11 protein-coding genes are annotated in these 12583 nt (G+C 58.2%); 2 read left to right on the top strand and 9 right to left on the bottom strand.

Translation table 11 applies throughout. The features are described 5' to 3' along the window. Positions 1-46 precede the first annotated feature (46 nt). From CFBP1590_RS13675 to CFBP1590_RS13655, 5 genes are all read right to left on the bottom strand, one after another. Positions 47-451, bottom strand: a complete 405-nt coding sequence (locus tag CFBP1590_RS13675; RefSeq protein ID WP_025996189.1) for an ExbD/TolR family protein — start codon at positions 449-451, stop codon at positions 47-49. Between the two features lies 1 nt (position 452). Beyond that, positions 453-1139 carry a MotA/TolQ/ExbB proton channel family protein gene (locus tag CFBP1590_RS13670; RefSeq protein WP_088235257.1) on the bottom strand — a complete coding sequence of 229 codons (687 nt, stop codon included), beginning with the start codon at positions 1137-1139 and terminating at the stop codon, positions 453-455. A 9-nt stretch (positions 1140-1148) separates the two neighbouring features. Continuing rightward, positions 1149-1964 (bottom strand): energy transducer TonB, encoded by an 816-nt coding sequence (locus CFBP1590_RS13665; protein WP_163004023.1) that lies wholly within the window; start codon positions 1962-1964, stop codon positions 1149-1151. 346 nt (positions 1965-2310) lie between these two features. Continuing rightward, a complete protein-coding gene (locus CFBP1590_RS13660; RefSeq protein WP_043303593.1) occupies positions 2311-3492 on the bottom strand; it encodes a glycerophosphodiester phosphodiesterase in 1182 nt (393 codons plus the stop codon). Positions 3493-3522: 30 nt separating this feature from the next. Next, positions 3523-4779 carry a hypothetical protein gene (locus tag CFBP1590_RS13655; RefSeq protein ID WP_231991849.1) on the bottom strand — a complete coding sequence of 419 codons (1257 nt, stop codon included), beginning with the start codon at positions 4777-4779 and terminating at the stop codon, positions 3523-3525. 487 nt (positions 4780-5266) lie between these two features. Between CFBP1590_RS13655 and CFBP1590_RS13650 the strand changes: the two genes are divergently transcribed. Next, positions 5267-5908, top strand: a complete 642-nt coding sequence (locus CFBP1590_RS13650) for a DUF2238 domain-containing protein (RefSeq protein ID WP_231991848.1) — start codon at positions 5267-5269, stop codon at positions 5906-5908. 13 nt (positions 5909-5921) lie between these two features. On the opposite strand, the gene CFBP1590_RS13645 is transcribed toward CFBP1590_RS13650, so the two are convergent. Further along, positions 5922-6878 (bottom strand): LysR family transcriptional regulator, encoded by a 957-nt coding sequence (locus CFBP1590_RS13645; RefSeq protein WP_231991847.1) that lies wholly within the window; start codon positions 6876-6878, stop codon positions 5922-5924. A gap of 113 nt (positions 6879-6991) precedes the next feature. Between CFBP1590_RS13645 and CFBP1590_RS13640 the strand changes: the two genes are divergently transcribed. Further along, positions 6992-7747 (top strand): class II aldolase/adducin family protein, encoded by a 756-nt coding sequence (locus tag CFBP1590_RS13640; RefSeq protein WP_088235253.1) that lies wholly within the window; start codon positions 6992-6994, stop codon positions 7745-7747. 33 nt (positions 7748-7780) lie between these two features. On the opposite strand, the gene CFBP1590_RS13635 is transcribed toward CFBP1590_RS13640, so the two are convergent. Genes CFBP1590_RS13635 through CFBP1590_RS28280 form a run of 3 tightly spaced genes read right to left on the bottom strand, consistent with a single transcriptional unit; the run spans position 7781 to position 12372 of the window. Beyond that, positions 7781-9208 carry an aldehyde dehydrogenase family protein gene (locus CFBP1590_RS13635; RefSeq protein ID WP_088235252.1) on the bottom strand — a complete coding sequence of 476 codons (1428 nt, stop codon included), beginning with the start codon at positions 9206-9208 and terminating at the stop codon, positions 7781-7783. Between the two features lie 48 nt (positions 9209-9256). Next, positions 9257-10858 (bottom strand): 5-guanidino-2-oxopentanoate decarboxylase, encoded by a 1602-nt coding sequence (locus CFBP1590_RS13630; protein ID WP_088235251.1) that lies wholly within the window; start codon positions 10856-10858, stop codon positions 9257-9259. Then, entirely contained in the window at positions 10855-12372 is a 1518-nt protein-coding gene (locus CFBP1590_RS28280) for an amino acid ABC transporter permease/ATP-binding protein (protein WP_088236413.1), read from the bottom strand. The genes CFBP1590_RS13630 and CFBP1590_RS28280 overlap by 4 nt, the downstream gene beginning before the upstream one ends. Positions 12373-12583: the final 211 nt, after the last annotated feature.

Below are 12583 nucleotides of genomic sequence, written 5' to 3'. Positions count from 1 at the left end.
GTCGACAGGTTCCGGCCCGCGTGAGGGCTGGCCGGGATTATTGGATTCAAGGGCTTTCGGTGATCACCGCGAGCCGTGTAATGCCGGAGCGCTGCACATCCGCCAGTACGCGGGCGACTCGTCCGTAGTCGGTTGCCGTATCGGCGCGCAGGGTCAGCGCGACCTCCGGGTCTCGCGTATGAAGGGTTTGCAGGGCATCCGGCAGTTGCTCCTCGACCAGAGGCTCGCCATCGACAAACAGACTGCCGGTCGCGTCGATACTGATCGCAACCGGCTTGGCGTCATCCAGCGGCGCAGTGGACACGGTCTGCGGCAGGTTCAGCGGGATGGCGTTGGTCAACAAGGGCGCGGTGACGATGAACACCACCAGCAGCACCAGCATGACGTCGACCATTGGCGTGATGTTGATATCGCTGATCGCGTCGTCGTCATTGCTCGATGAAAAAGCCATGTCATGCAACCCCGCTGAGGTTGCGGACGCCGTCACGCTCACCTTTCAATCTGAAAGCATGGCGCTGGGCGCGATTGAGCAGATCAACCGCGAACGCATCCAGATCGGCAACCATGAGCTTCACGCGACGACCCAGGAAGTTGTAGGCCAGCACCGCAGGCACGGCGACGGCGATGCCGACACCGGTGGCGATCAGGGCTTCGCCGATAGGCCCGGCAACGATCGCAATGCTGGCTGACTTGGCGGTACTGATGGCTTGCAAGGCATGGATGATGCCGAACACGGTGCCGAACAGGCCAATGAACGGTGCCGTGCTGCCGATGGACGCGAGCACGATCATGCCGCTTTCCAGGGCGCGTCGTTCACCGTGAATCTGCTGATGCAGGCTGCGCTCGAGCAGTTCCTGACGACTCCAGCTGTCGGTCGGCTCGTGGCCGTCCTGACCATTGGAGAGCGCTCGGGTCGTTACCTGCGCAAGACGCGCCAACTGGCTTTTCTCCGGGCCGCTGCGCAATGCCGCATCAAAATCCTGTGCTGCCCAGAACGCCTGGGTGTAGTGCTTGTTCTGGCTTTTCGCCCTTCCCTGCTGCCAGGCCTTGAGTAACAGCACGGCCCAGGTCGCCAGTGAAAACAGCAACAGAATGCCCATGGAGCTTTGCTGGATCAGGGTTGAATAGTCGATTGTCATAGTGAAGCCTCAAGGAGCGAGAGTGAAGGCAAGCGGAACGTTGACCCAGCCATCGACCGGAGTGTCGCCACGCTTGGCAGGAGTGAATGACCATTGCCGCACCGCCGCTTTTGCCGCGTCGTCGAGTGCCGGGAAACCGCTGGTCTGCGCCACTTCAACCTGATCCGGATGGCCGCTGGCCAATACATGCACACGTAACAGGGTCGTGCCCTGCTGATGGCGCTTCGCGGCGGCGGGCGGATACACCGGCGGCGGGTTGTTCAGGTAACCGGCGCGGCCAATGGGCGCAGTGGTTCGTGGCTCCGGGCTCGGTGCTGGCGCCGGGGCTGCCTTTGTAACGGTCTGGGGCGCCGGAGGGGTTGGAGGCGCGACTGGCTTTTCGGCCACTTGCGGCTTGGCCTGTGGCTTGGCAGGCACCGGTCGTGTCGCTGGCTTGGGCGTGGGGGCCACAGGTTTGGGTGGCTCTACCGGCGCAGGTGGCGGCGGCGGTGGTGGCGTCGGTTGTGCCACAGGCGGCGCGGGTTCCGCTGGTGCCGAAGGCACGGGCGGTTTGGGCGCAGAGACCATCTGCATGGCGATCGGCATCGGTTGAGTGATGGGCGGCAACGGCTGCGCAGGCATGTTGTGCAACAAGAGAAATCCACCCACATGCGCGCTCAGCGCGATGACGCAGACCAGCGCAATGTGACGTTTGCCGATCGGTGGCACCGCCACTTCCGGCAACGGCGCGGCGGGCCTGTCGAATGAGTGTGCTGCAAGGTTTGGTGCCGACGTGTGTTCGCGAAATTGTTGCGGCGGACGTCTGGATGAAAGTAACGCAGGCATAACATCACCAGTTCAGTGCGGAATACCGAAGAGCGGGCCGCTTTTTAAAAGTTGGGCGATGCTACTATGGGTTTTATGTAGTTAATGTGACGGTGCGGAAACTTGCTATTAAGTTTCATCTTGGGTGCATGGTGGCCTGTTAGTATTAACTTGGTATGCTGCGCGTCATCTATTACTCAGCGCGGGAAAGTGTTTATGTATGACGGTTTTATTCTGGTTTTATGACCTGTTTGGTTTGCTTTAAGCGATTTTATAATGTTGTTTTTTTAGCTTTGTGATTGGCCGGGCGCTTCTTGGCCGCCCGGACAATGCATTGAAATACAGAGGATGCTTCGGAGTCAGGTGATCAGTTCGAAATTAATGCCATGTTTCGACGCCCATTGTCTTTAAGTGCATGCATGGCGGTCACTGGGTCATCGCTGATGATGTATCGAAACGCATCATGTGCGGTATGTATGATCCAGTGAAGATCGGGTCGATTGTCTCCGGTCTCTTTACCAAATCCCTTCTTGGATTCCCAGTGCCAAAAGGCAGGGCCTGTACAGCAATGACCGTCAGCTGCAAAATACTGATTATTTTTGGTTTCAGGGACGGGCTGGTAAGCGCCTACGGTTTTGCCGTTGCGCAGAAGCCCTGAGTCATATTTCTGCATGATATTGTTCAGCGGAAAATGCAGTGTGCTGTCGAATTCCTTGAGTCGCACCTCAGTTGCGTAAACATAATTCTTGTCGTAGTAGCCTTGCCAGTTTCGGAGCAGATTCGCTGGTCCGCCGCTGGTGTCGATCGCGTCAGCGCCGAACACCGGAATCAGCCTGAAGCGGCTGCCTTCGCTTTGAACATTGATGATGCCCTTGGCTTCGAAGTCACCGGCCGTCATGCCAATCGAGTTGACGGGCATCTTGAAATACACCCAGCGTTCAGCTGGCGTCCCCCACGCGTTGGTGTGTGCTTTCACGATTTGCCAGGCTTTCTTCGCAGCCTCGATGTTTTTCACGTCAAGTAAAAGGATCATCGCAATCCGATTGTCCTTGATAGCAGTCAGAACGGCGTCGAGGCTCGGCACGGTCTGATTGGTGTATCCCGTGCGTAATGGATTGCGAAGTACCAGCCTGAGTGTATTTCCAAAGTAACTCGACAACGCAGGATTGTAGCCCATACGAGTATAAGGGTCGTAATCACCCGCACGTCCGGCTGTGAACACGTCGGTGGTTCGGCCTAGATTGCTGTCATGTAAAAGAATGACGTTGCCGGCGCGGTCGAGCTGCAGATCAATTTCGGAACACTCAATTCTCTCTTGATGCGCCTTCAGGATAGCCGCAATCGAGTTCTCCGGTACATCACGCGGGGATTTGGGATCCGTGGCAGTGCCATGCAACCCACGGTGGGCGCAGACAATAGTCAGGTCATTGTGCGCACTTTTGAGAACATTACCGATTTTGTCAGTGTTGTACTCTTCGGCAAACGAGACGCAGGGAGTAATTAGAACAGCACTGGCACAGGCTAAAACCCATCTCGGCATACGTAACATAAGCTTGACCTCCTTCAAGTGAGTATCACATCAGTCGGGCATTGCCGATGGCAGGTTCTGGCCTGTCATCGCTTCCACATACACAGAGGGTGGTGCGGGAGGTGGTTGCGTGGGGGACGTCAAGGCGCCGGTATCCGAGTCGTAGGAAAAGATCTCTTCGACATCGTCGATACTTACCTTGAGTCGCCCTTGCTGCAGGTCATCATCGACTCTTAGAACGTGTCTGAACCCGCCGGAGCAGGTGATGCTGGCTCCGTTCGCGAATCCTGATCCTTTGGGTTCCAGGGGCTCGATCGTGCACGTTGCACCGTCGGGACGACTGATCTGCAGCCAGCCCTCTGGCGTGATTCGATGGGTATAGACCGGCTGACCATCCGGGCCCAGGGTGGTGAACGCAGCGCCGCGCTCGAAGCGCCTCTCGGGGGCATCGCTGCCCTTCACGCCCACGATATTGTGTGTCAGCACACCGTCCGTGCCGACGTAGTAATGCGCGATTTGCGTTCCGGTATTGCCCGGCCAGCGCAAATGCATGTGGACGTGAGGCGGTGCGTCTTCGTGGCCGTGCGGCGCATTGGTATCGAAGCCCATGATCTGGATCTGACCCAGCCCGTGCTGCTGCACGTAACGGCCCAGATCCAGATCGCGCAGGACTTCTCGCTGTGCGAACTGCAATACGTTGGCCGCAGCACGCTGAAGGGATGGAAACTCTCCCTGGGCGTAAGCTCCGGCGCGGCGTGCAGGATCGGCATGCTCAAGGCGCAATACCATGCCGGGTTCGACGATATGGGTCGATACCTGCGCGGCGGTGATTGCGTCTGCCGCCAGTGGTGGAAGTGCAACGATCAGATGCTTGCCGTCGAACCGGAACCCGATGTCGCCCGCCTCCAGAATGACACGGGAGATATTCGCAACCGCTCCGTCAAACGCCAGTTCCAGTGTGCGTGATCGAGGCACTTTGAGTGCAATGATGGTTTCGCGCGGATTGTCGGCATTCCACAATTCATCAGTGACCGGTTCGCACGCGACGCAACTGGCCGGGACAAACTGAACACCGGGTCCGTCTGTACGCTTTACGAATTTCAGGACCACGATAACGCTGGGGTTTTTAATGGGTAAAAACGCAGCCATTGCCATGCCTGAACCCAGCATTGCACTCGTTGCGAGGGCCATCGTCCAGGACGCCGTCATAAGTGTGACTTCCGTAAAAGTCCCGGAATGTTTAAATGACATGCGCTCATAAGTCAAAGTGCCCAAGTTGGTCAGTTGATGATTGCGTCGCCATTGCACGCTCGTTCGGCATGATGGCAACTAATAAGTTCTTCAAGATGAGCGATAGGCACGCCGTTGGCGGCGAAAATCTGCAGTGTCGAAGACTGCCTACCGCTCTCTAAAGTTTTTATAAGTTGAGGGCGCAGTGGCCTCTGCTTGCTCTATCTGTTTTTACGGTACGTAGCCGATATGACAGATTGAGGACGTCATTGCCCGACCTTTATTGATTTTGCGCTCGGCATAGAGAAGCAGTCATCATTCTATGGTGGCTGATAAAGCCCTTCAGGTTCGCTGACGGATCCAATGTTTTAGTTCTTCCAAGGGTTGATGCGCTGCACTTTCCTTCAAGTCTTTTCCGTCAACGCGTGATGTGACATGCCTTGCAGCCTGAGTACATCGGTCTGCCAAAGCTGAATTCAATCGAATTTACCGGGTTCACCCATGACTAAAACCTGTGAGTTCTTTCCCGGGAAAGAATGCCAATTACAGGCTGGAGCATGCGCAAGTGAGTAAATATGAAATAAACGTCATCCGGGTATTGCAGGCCACTTTTCTGATTGTTGTTGTACTGCTGGGCTGGGCGCCGCTGGATCGAAAGACATGGTTGATGGAAAACAGCGTAGTGGTCCTGTGCGCTGCTGCGCTCTGGTTCTGTCGCCACAGGTTTTACTGGACAACAAAGTCCTGGGCACTGGTGCTGGCTTTCGTAGGCTTGCATGAAGTCGGCACACATTTCACCTATCCGCAGGTGCCCTATGACCCTGCGATCCAGAAGATGACGGGTGTCAGCATCGATCAATTATTCGGCTGGCAACGCAATCAATATGACCGCTTTGTGCATCTGGCCTACGGGGTGCTTGGCGCCCTGCCCTTGCGCGAAATCGTGACGGTCAAATGCAGGCTTCAGGGTGCCTGGGCGTCACTGATTGCCTGGTCGCTGGTGCTGTCCACTTCAATGCTTTACGAGCTGATGGAATGGATCGGTGGCGCATCGTTCGGTCAGGGTGGATCAGCATTCGTGGGGGCGCAGGACGATTTTTGGGATGCGCAAAAGGATATGGCCGCCGCTGCGGCGGGGTCGCTTCTGGTGCTGGTCTGCAGAGGTCACGCGATACGCGAGAAAACCGGGATCAGCAAGCCTGCGTGACAGTCGTCTGGTGTCAGCCAGATGCCAAAGCCGCTTGCATCCTGCCAAGAAAGATTTCTTCGGCCGGGTTGCGGACCTGATGGGCGCTCCACATCAACATGACCGACACCTCGCATACGCGTGATTCAGGCACCAGTCTTCGCAGCAAACCCTGCGCCTCGTACTCCCGGCACAGGTGCTCGGAAAGAGCGCCAATGCCTATGCCTGCCAGCACCATGCGCAGCACTTCTCCAGTGTTCGAGGATGACGCAGCTATTTGCTGACGGATGTACGGGTTGCCGTAATGCGCTGACAAAGGAGACACCATGCCACCCAGCGACTCGCCGGAAAAGCTGACGAATCGTGCGGACTTCAGGTGTTCGATCGTCACCATTTCCTCATGAAACAGCGGATGAGCATGACTGCAGTAGAAAAACACCTGCTCACGGCTCAACTGGCACTGTTTGATATCAACTTCCCCGGGCTGGTTGATGCCTATGCCGAACGAGGCTGTATTTCGGTGAAGTGCACTGACGATTTCCTGCGTCGTAGCGACTTCGATATTGAAGCTAATACCGGGATACGTGGCGTGCATGTCCCTCAGAACCCTATCGTACTCCGGACTTTCGACACCGCTGACAGTCAGCAGGCGAATGACGCCTTTGACGGCCCCCGCTTCACTGCCGACAACTTCATCGATTTCCCGAATGCTTTGCCTGGCTGCGAGTGCGATTTTCAATACCGACACGCCGGCTTCGGTCAATTCAAATCGATGGCTGTCCCGCTCGATCAAGGTGCTTTCCAGCTGCTCTTCAAGACGCTTGATGGCCTGGCTGACAGCAGGCTGAGACAAGTTGAGCCGCGATGCCCCCTTGCTGATGCTTTTCTCGATGGCGACGGCACTGAATGTCTTGAGCAGGTTCCAGTCCATACGCTCACTGACAGAGCGAGGCTCGCTTGAACTCACCCGATTGTTCGGTCTGAAACCCATGGGCTACGGCTCATATTGGTTGATGCAATACACAACATAACAAAATGTGAATAGGCAGCCTGATCGTCTTTTCATAGGGTGCGGGCAGCAACCACTACCACGAGCCTGACGCAATGAAAACGTTTGAAAGTATGTCTCCACAGGAATGGTCGACCCGGTGTGATCTGGCAGCACTTTTTCGACTGCTGGCGTATTACCGCATGACGGACCTGGTCGACTCCCATGCCTCGGCCTGCATCCCCGGCCAGCCCGATGTATTTCTCATCAACCGATACGGCGTACCGTTCGAGAAAATGCGTGCCAGTGATCTGGTCAAGGTCGGTTTTGACGGTGAACCAGTGCCATCGGGCGACCGCTCGGAGACGCTAAATGTTGCCGGTGCCGTGATCCACTCCGCGGTTCATGCAGCCCGTCCTGACATGAACTGCGTGATCCACACCCATACCGCAGCAGGCATCGCCGTCTCGACACTCGAGGAAGGCCTGCCGCCCTTGTCCCAGCACGCCATGAAGTTTTACGGTCGTCTCGCCTATCACACCTACGGCTCTTTTATAGATACGCAACAGGAACAGCAGAACATGCTTGATAGCCTGGGGGATTCCAGCGCCATGCTTTTGCGCAATCATGGAATCATCGTCGGCGGACGTACCATCGGTGAAGCCTTCCACAGTGTTTACATGCTGGAACGGGCCTGTCAGATCCACGTCACCATCAGAAGCATGAATCAGAACATCGTCACGCCTGATCCTGATACCTGCAGAAAGACCAGCGATACCTTTGCCGACGACTACGACAGTGGAATCGTCGCGCTGGCATGGCAAGGTGGATTGCAGATCATCGCCTCTCAGAAAGACCAGTACTGCTGCTGATTCATCTGCCGTGGTTCTCTTGAAACAGACGACTTATCCGCACCGCGTCACATGCTTGACCGACTGATACGCCGCAAGTCCCCAAGGCCCGAGTTCACGCCCGATGCCACTGCCCTTTGTGCCGCCCCAGGACGTTTCGACGAAGACGGCCTGGATCGAATTGATCCAGACGTGGCCAACCTCCAGCGCATCGGCCACTCGCTCGGCGCGCTGGATGTCTGCGCTGGCCACCGTGGCGACCAGCCCGAAACGGCTGTCGTTGGCAAGCGCAATGGCTTCGTCTTCAGTGCTGAAACGCCGGGTGCAGAGCACGGGGCCGAAGATTTCTTCAGTCCACAAGCGGCTGCTGTTCGGCACGTCGGTGTAAACCGTAGGGCTGACGAACCAGCCCTGTCCTTGCCGGTTTGCCTTCCCGCCTGCCAGACACGTCAGTCCCTCTTGTTCGGCGATTTCGAAATATTCTTGGACCTTGCGCCACTGCGCCTGGCTGGTCAGCGGACCCATGTCCACTTCGTCGACCAGAGGATTACCCACACGCATGTTCTGAAAAGCAACCTTCAGACGCAGAGTCAGCGCCTCGGCGATCCCCTCCTGGATCAGCAACCGCGAGGTGGCCGAGCACATTTGTCCGGCGTTCCAGCAGATACCGGCAACGATCCACTCCACAGCCTGATCCGGGTCACAATCGTCGAACACGATAAACGCCGATTTGCCGCCCAGCTCCAGCGTCACCGGCCGACAGTACGCTGCCGAGTTGCGCATCACCTGAACGCCCACGGCGTTGCTGCCGGTGAACGACAACTTGTCCAGACCTGCGTGTTCGCTAAGCGCCGCGCCGGTCTCGGCCTTGCCGTTGACGATGTTCAGCACGCCAGTCGGCAAGCCCACATGCTCGGCGATCTGCGCATACGCCAGTTCGACCAGTGGGGTTATCTCCGAAGGCTTGAGGATCACAGTGCAACCCGCTGCCAGGGCCGGGGCGAGCTTCCAGGCGCTGGTCACCAGCGGGAAATTCCACGGCACGATCAGGCCGACCACGCCCACCGCTTCAAGACGCGTGCGAGAGGTAAAACCGGGCACTGGCAGCTGCACATCGCGATGTGAGGACTGGGTTTCAATCAAATTGGCGTAGTAATTGAACGTCGCCACCGCATCGTCCAGATCCACCTCGGCTTCATGGCGAGGTTTGCCGTTGTTGCGCATCTGCAGTTCGATCAACGCTTCGCGACGCTGGGCAAGCTGCTCGGCAAAGCCACGCAGCACGGTTGCCCGATGGGTGACGGTCGTTGCCTTCCAGGCGGGTAACGCAGCTCGCGCAGCTGTCACGGCCTGATCAACCTGCGCAGGGCTCGCCGACACCAGCTCTGCGAATGGCTCGCCAAGGGAAGGATCGTAGACCGTGAGAACATCGTTGCCCTCGCCTGCCTGCCACTGACCGTTGATGTAATGCGGGGTATTCATCGGGCACTGCTCCTTGAAACGGGATTGCGAAGGTCCGGCTTTCGGGGTTCAGGGGGCAAACGGCGGCGCTTCATTGACCTCAATGATCAACGGCCGGTCGCCTGGAGCTTCGCGCAACAGCGTTTGCAGGTGTGCGTGGTCGAGGGCACGTTCGGCCAGGCAGCCAAAGCCTCGGGCGATGGCCACAAAATCCGGGGTGTAGATGTCCACGCCCAGCGGTGTGATGTCGCGCCGTTCCATGTAGCGCTTGATCTCGCCGTAGCCCTGGTTATTCCACAGCAGCACGATAATCCCGACCCGCGCTTCCACGGCGCTGGCCAGTTCCGGCAGCGTGAACTGAATGCCGCCATCACCCATCAGGCTGATCACAGGCACCTTCGGGTCAGCCAGCTTTGCGCCGATGGCGGCTGGCAGGCCGTAACCCAGCGTGCCGTAGCCGGTCGATGCGTTGAACCAGCGCCGTGGGCTGTCGAGGTCGACCAGATGATTGCCGCTGTAGACGGTCTGGGTCGAATCACCGACAAAGCGTGCGTCAGGCAGCACTTCAAGGATGCAGTCGAACAATCGCCGGTAATGCGCCCAGCCGCTGAAGTCCTCGACCAGTTGCTTTCGAACCTGCGCCGCCTGCTGTGCGCCTGGGCTGTCGATACGGGGAATCCGGGATGGCAAGGCGTCCAGCAGCGCCTTCATGGCCAGTCGCGCATCACTGACAATCGATAGGCTCGGCGGATGGTTGCGGGTCAGTTGCGTGGCGTCGATATCGATGCGAATCAGCTCGCCGCCAACCCGGAAGTTGCCGTCGAACACCACGTCGTAATCGGTTTCGCCCAACTCGGTGCCGATGGCCAGCACCACATCGGCGTCCAGCGCCAACTGCCTCACCGGAACCAGTGACTGGTTGCTGCCGATCAACAACGGATGATCGCTCGCCAGCAATCCCTTGGCATTGATGGTCAGCGCGGTCGGCGCGTCGAGACGTATGGCCAGTTCGCTTGCCTCGATTGCCGCGTCCACACAGCCGCCGCCCAGCAACAGCAGCGGCTTTTGGGCCTTCTGAAGACGTTCGGCAACTTCATGAATCGCTGCCGGGTCCGGCGCTGGGCGAGCGACCACTTTGCGCGGGCGCACCTGCAAGTGATCGGCAGCTGCGGTGATGATGTCCAGCGGCAATTCGATGTGCACCGGTCGCGGCCGCTGGCTATCGAACACCGCAAACGTCCTGTCCAGTACGTAAGGCAGTTCATCGACGTCCATCAGCGTATGGCTGAACGCGCTGACACCCGCCACCATGGCGCGCTGATCCGGCAATTCGTGCAGGTAGCCGTTGCCCAGCCCCAAACGGGAGCGCTCGTTGACGCTGGAGATCACCAGCATCGGAATCGAATCGGCGTAGGCCTGGCCCATCGCGGTCAGGATGTTGGTCATGCCCGGCCCGGTGATGATGAAACATACGCCGGGTTTGCCACTGACCCGCGCATAACCGTCGGCCATGAACCCTGCGCCCTGCTCGTGACGCGGGGTGATGTGACGAATGCTGCTGGACGGCAGGCCACGATACAGCTCAACGGTGTGCACGCCGGGAATACCGAATACGGTATCGACGCTCCAGGCTTGCAGCTGTTTGACAAGAAACTCGCCACAAGTGGTCATGCCATCGCCTCCTGTTCCAGGCCAATGAAGCGGCGTACCCGTTCATGGCCGTCGCTGCGGATCTCGGCGGGTGAGGCATCGGCGGCCACATGACCGTTTTCCATGAACACGATGCGGTCGGAAATCGACAGGGCGAAATCCATTTCGTGAGTCACGATCAACATGGTCATGCCCTCTTCTGCCAGGTCACGAATGACATTCAGCACATCGCCCACCAGTTCCGGGTCAAGTGCCGAGGTCGGTTCGTCGAACAGCATGATGTCCGGCTCCATGGCCAATGCGCGGGCAATGGCGACCCGCTGTTGCTGGCCACCCGACAGTTGATGCGGGTACTTGTCGGCATGGGCCAGCAAGCCCACCCGGTCTAGCAAAGCATGGCCTTTGCGGCGCAGTTCACTGGAACTGGCCAGTCCGTGGTAACGGGGGGCCAGAATCACGTTGTCGAGGATGGTGCGGTGCGGAAACAGGTTGAAGTTCTGGAACACCATGCCGATGCGCCGAATGCCTTGGCGGATTACCGGGGAGTCCGGGTGCTTGCCAGCGGCGATGAAATCATTGCCGAACAGCACGATCTCGCCCTTGTCGATGCTTTCCAGGTTATTGACCGTACGGATCAACGAGGTCTTGCCGGAGCCTGACGGCCCGATGATGGAAATCACTTCTCCGGGGCGTACGGTCAGATCAATGCCTTTGAGCACTTCATGATTGCCGTAGCGCTTGTGAATGCTGCGCAGCAACAGCGCATCCGGTTGTCCGGGGATTTTCTGAACAGCAGGCTTGCCCTTCGCGGTCGGTTGACGAAGCGCAGCGGCCTGACTGTCGTCCAGCGTCTGGGCGTTCTTGCGAGACAGATCAAGGTGCCGCTCGGCCCACTGCAATAGCCAGCCGAACACGGTGACGATCAGCACGTAATACACGGCCACTGCGGCGAGGGTTTCCAGCACCAGGAAGTTCTGCGCATACAGGCGCTGGCCCACCAGCAGCAACTCGTTCAGCGAAATGACCGACACCAGCGAGGTGAGTTTGACGATGGTCACGTATTCGTTGGTCAGTGTCGGCAGTGCAATGCGTATGGCCTGCGGAATGATCACCAGCCGCTGAGCGCCAAGTCCGCGAATACCCAAAGCCTTGGCCGCTTCACGCTGGCCTTTGAGTACCGATAGCAGTCCGCCGCGATGGATCTCGGCCATGTACGCGGTTTCGGTCAGCACCAGCGCGATAAGCCCGGAATAGAACGGCTGCGACAACACACTGCCGGTCGATGGGAACAACTGCGGCAGGTTGTAGACGAACACCAGCAGCACCAGTAGCGGGATGCTGCGAAACAGCCAAACGTAGAAATGTGCGGGTAGGCGCAGCCAGGCGTGGCTGGACAGCTTGGCGCTGGCCAGCACAAAGCCCAGCGCAAGCCCGAGCGTCCATGCCAGGGTGCTCAACTGAACCACCGTGACGCAGGCTTTCCAGAAAGCGGAAAACGAAAACAGCGAGAAGAAATAAGCCCAATCGAATGCCATGTTGACCTCGGTGCAGCGGGTGAAGGTGATGGCCGGTGTAGCTGTGGCGTTGACCTGCAGATGTCGCGACATTGCGAAAAGCTTGTTTGTAGGAGCGCGCTTGCCCGCGATGGCGTTAGCACAGTCGCTGATTGATCGTCTTAAAGATCGCATCGCGGGCAAGCGCGCTCCTACCGTCCGGTGTCTGCTGTGCGTCCTGGTTATCTCAGGA

Source organism: Pseudomonas viridiflava (genome assembly GCF_900184295.1).
GTDB lineage: Bacteria > Pseudomonadota > Gammaproteobacteria > Pseudomonadales > Pseudomonadaceae > Aquipseudomonas > Aquipseudomonas viridiflava.
This window is presented reverse-complemented; position numbering and strand designations above follow the sequence as displayed.

Excerpts from the sequence above, each read along its gene's own strand:
- CFBP1590_RS13675 (WP_025996189.1), bottom strand. The coding sequence starts at position 451 with ATGGCTTTTTCATCGAGCAATGACGACGACGCGATCAGCGATATCAAC.
- CFBP1590_RS13670 (WP_088235257.1), bottom strand. The coding sequence starts at position 1,139 with ATGACAATCGACTATTCAACCCTGATCCAGCAAAGCTCCATGGGCATT.
- CFBP1590_RS13665 (WP_163004023.1), bottom strand. The coding sequence starts at position 1,964 with ATGCCTGCGTTACTTTCATCCAGACGTCCGCCGCAACAATTTCGCGAA.
- CFBP1590_RS13660 (WP_043303593.1), bottom strand. The coding sequence starts at position 3,492 with ATGTTACGTATGCCGAGATGGGTTTTAGCCTGTGCCAGTGCTGTTCTA.
- CFBP1590_RS13645 (WP_231991847.1), bottom strand. The coding sequence starts at position 6,878 with ATGGGTTTCAGACCGAACAATCGGGTGAGTTCAAGCGAGCCTCGCTCT.
- CFBP1590_RS13640 (WP_088235253.1), top strand. The coding sequence starts at position 6,992 with ATGAAAACGTTTGAAAGTATGTCTCCACAGGAATGGTCGACCCGGTGT.
- CFBP1590_RS13635 (WP_088235252.1), bottom strand. The coding sequence starts at position 9,208 with ATGAATACCCCGCATTACATCAACGGTCAGTGGCAGGCAGGCGAGGGC.
- CFBP1590_RS13630 (WP_088235251.1), bottom strand. The coding sequence starts at position 10,858 with ATGACCACTTGTGGCGAGTTTCTTGTCAAACAGCTGCAAGCCTGGAGC.
- CFBP1590_RS28280 (WP_088236413.1), bottom strand. The coding sequence starts at position 12,372 with ATGGCATTCGATTGGGCTTATTTCTTCTCGCTGTTTTCGTTTTCCGCT.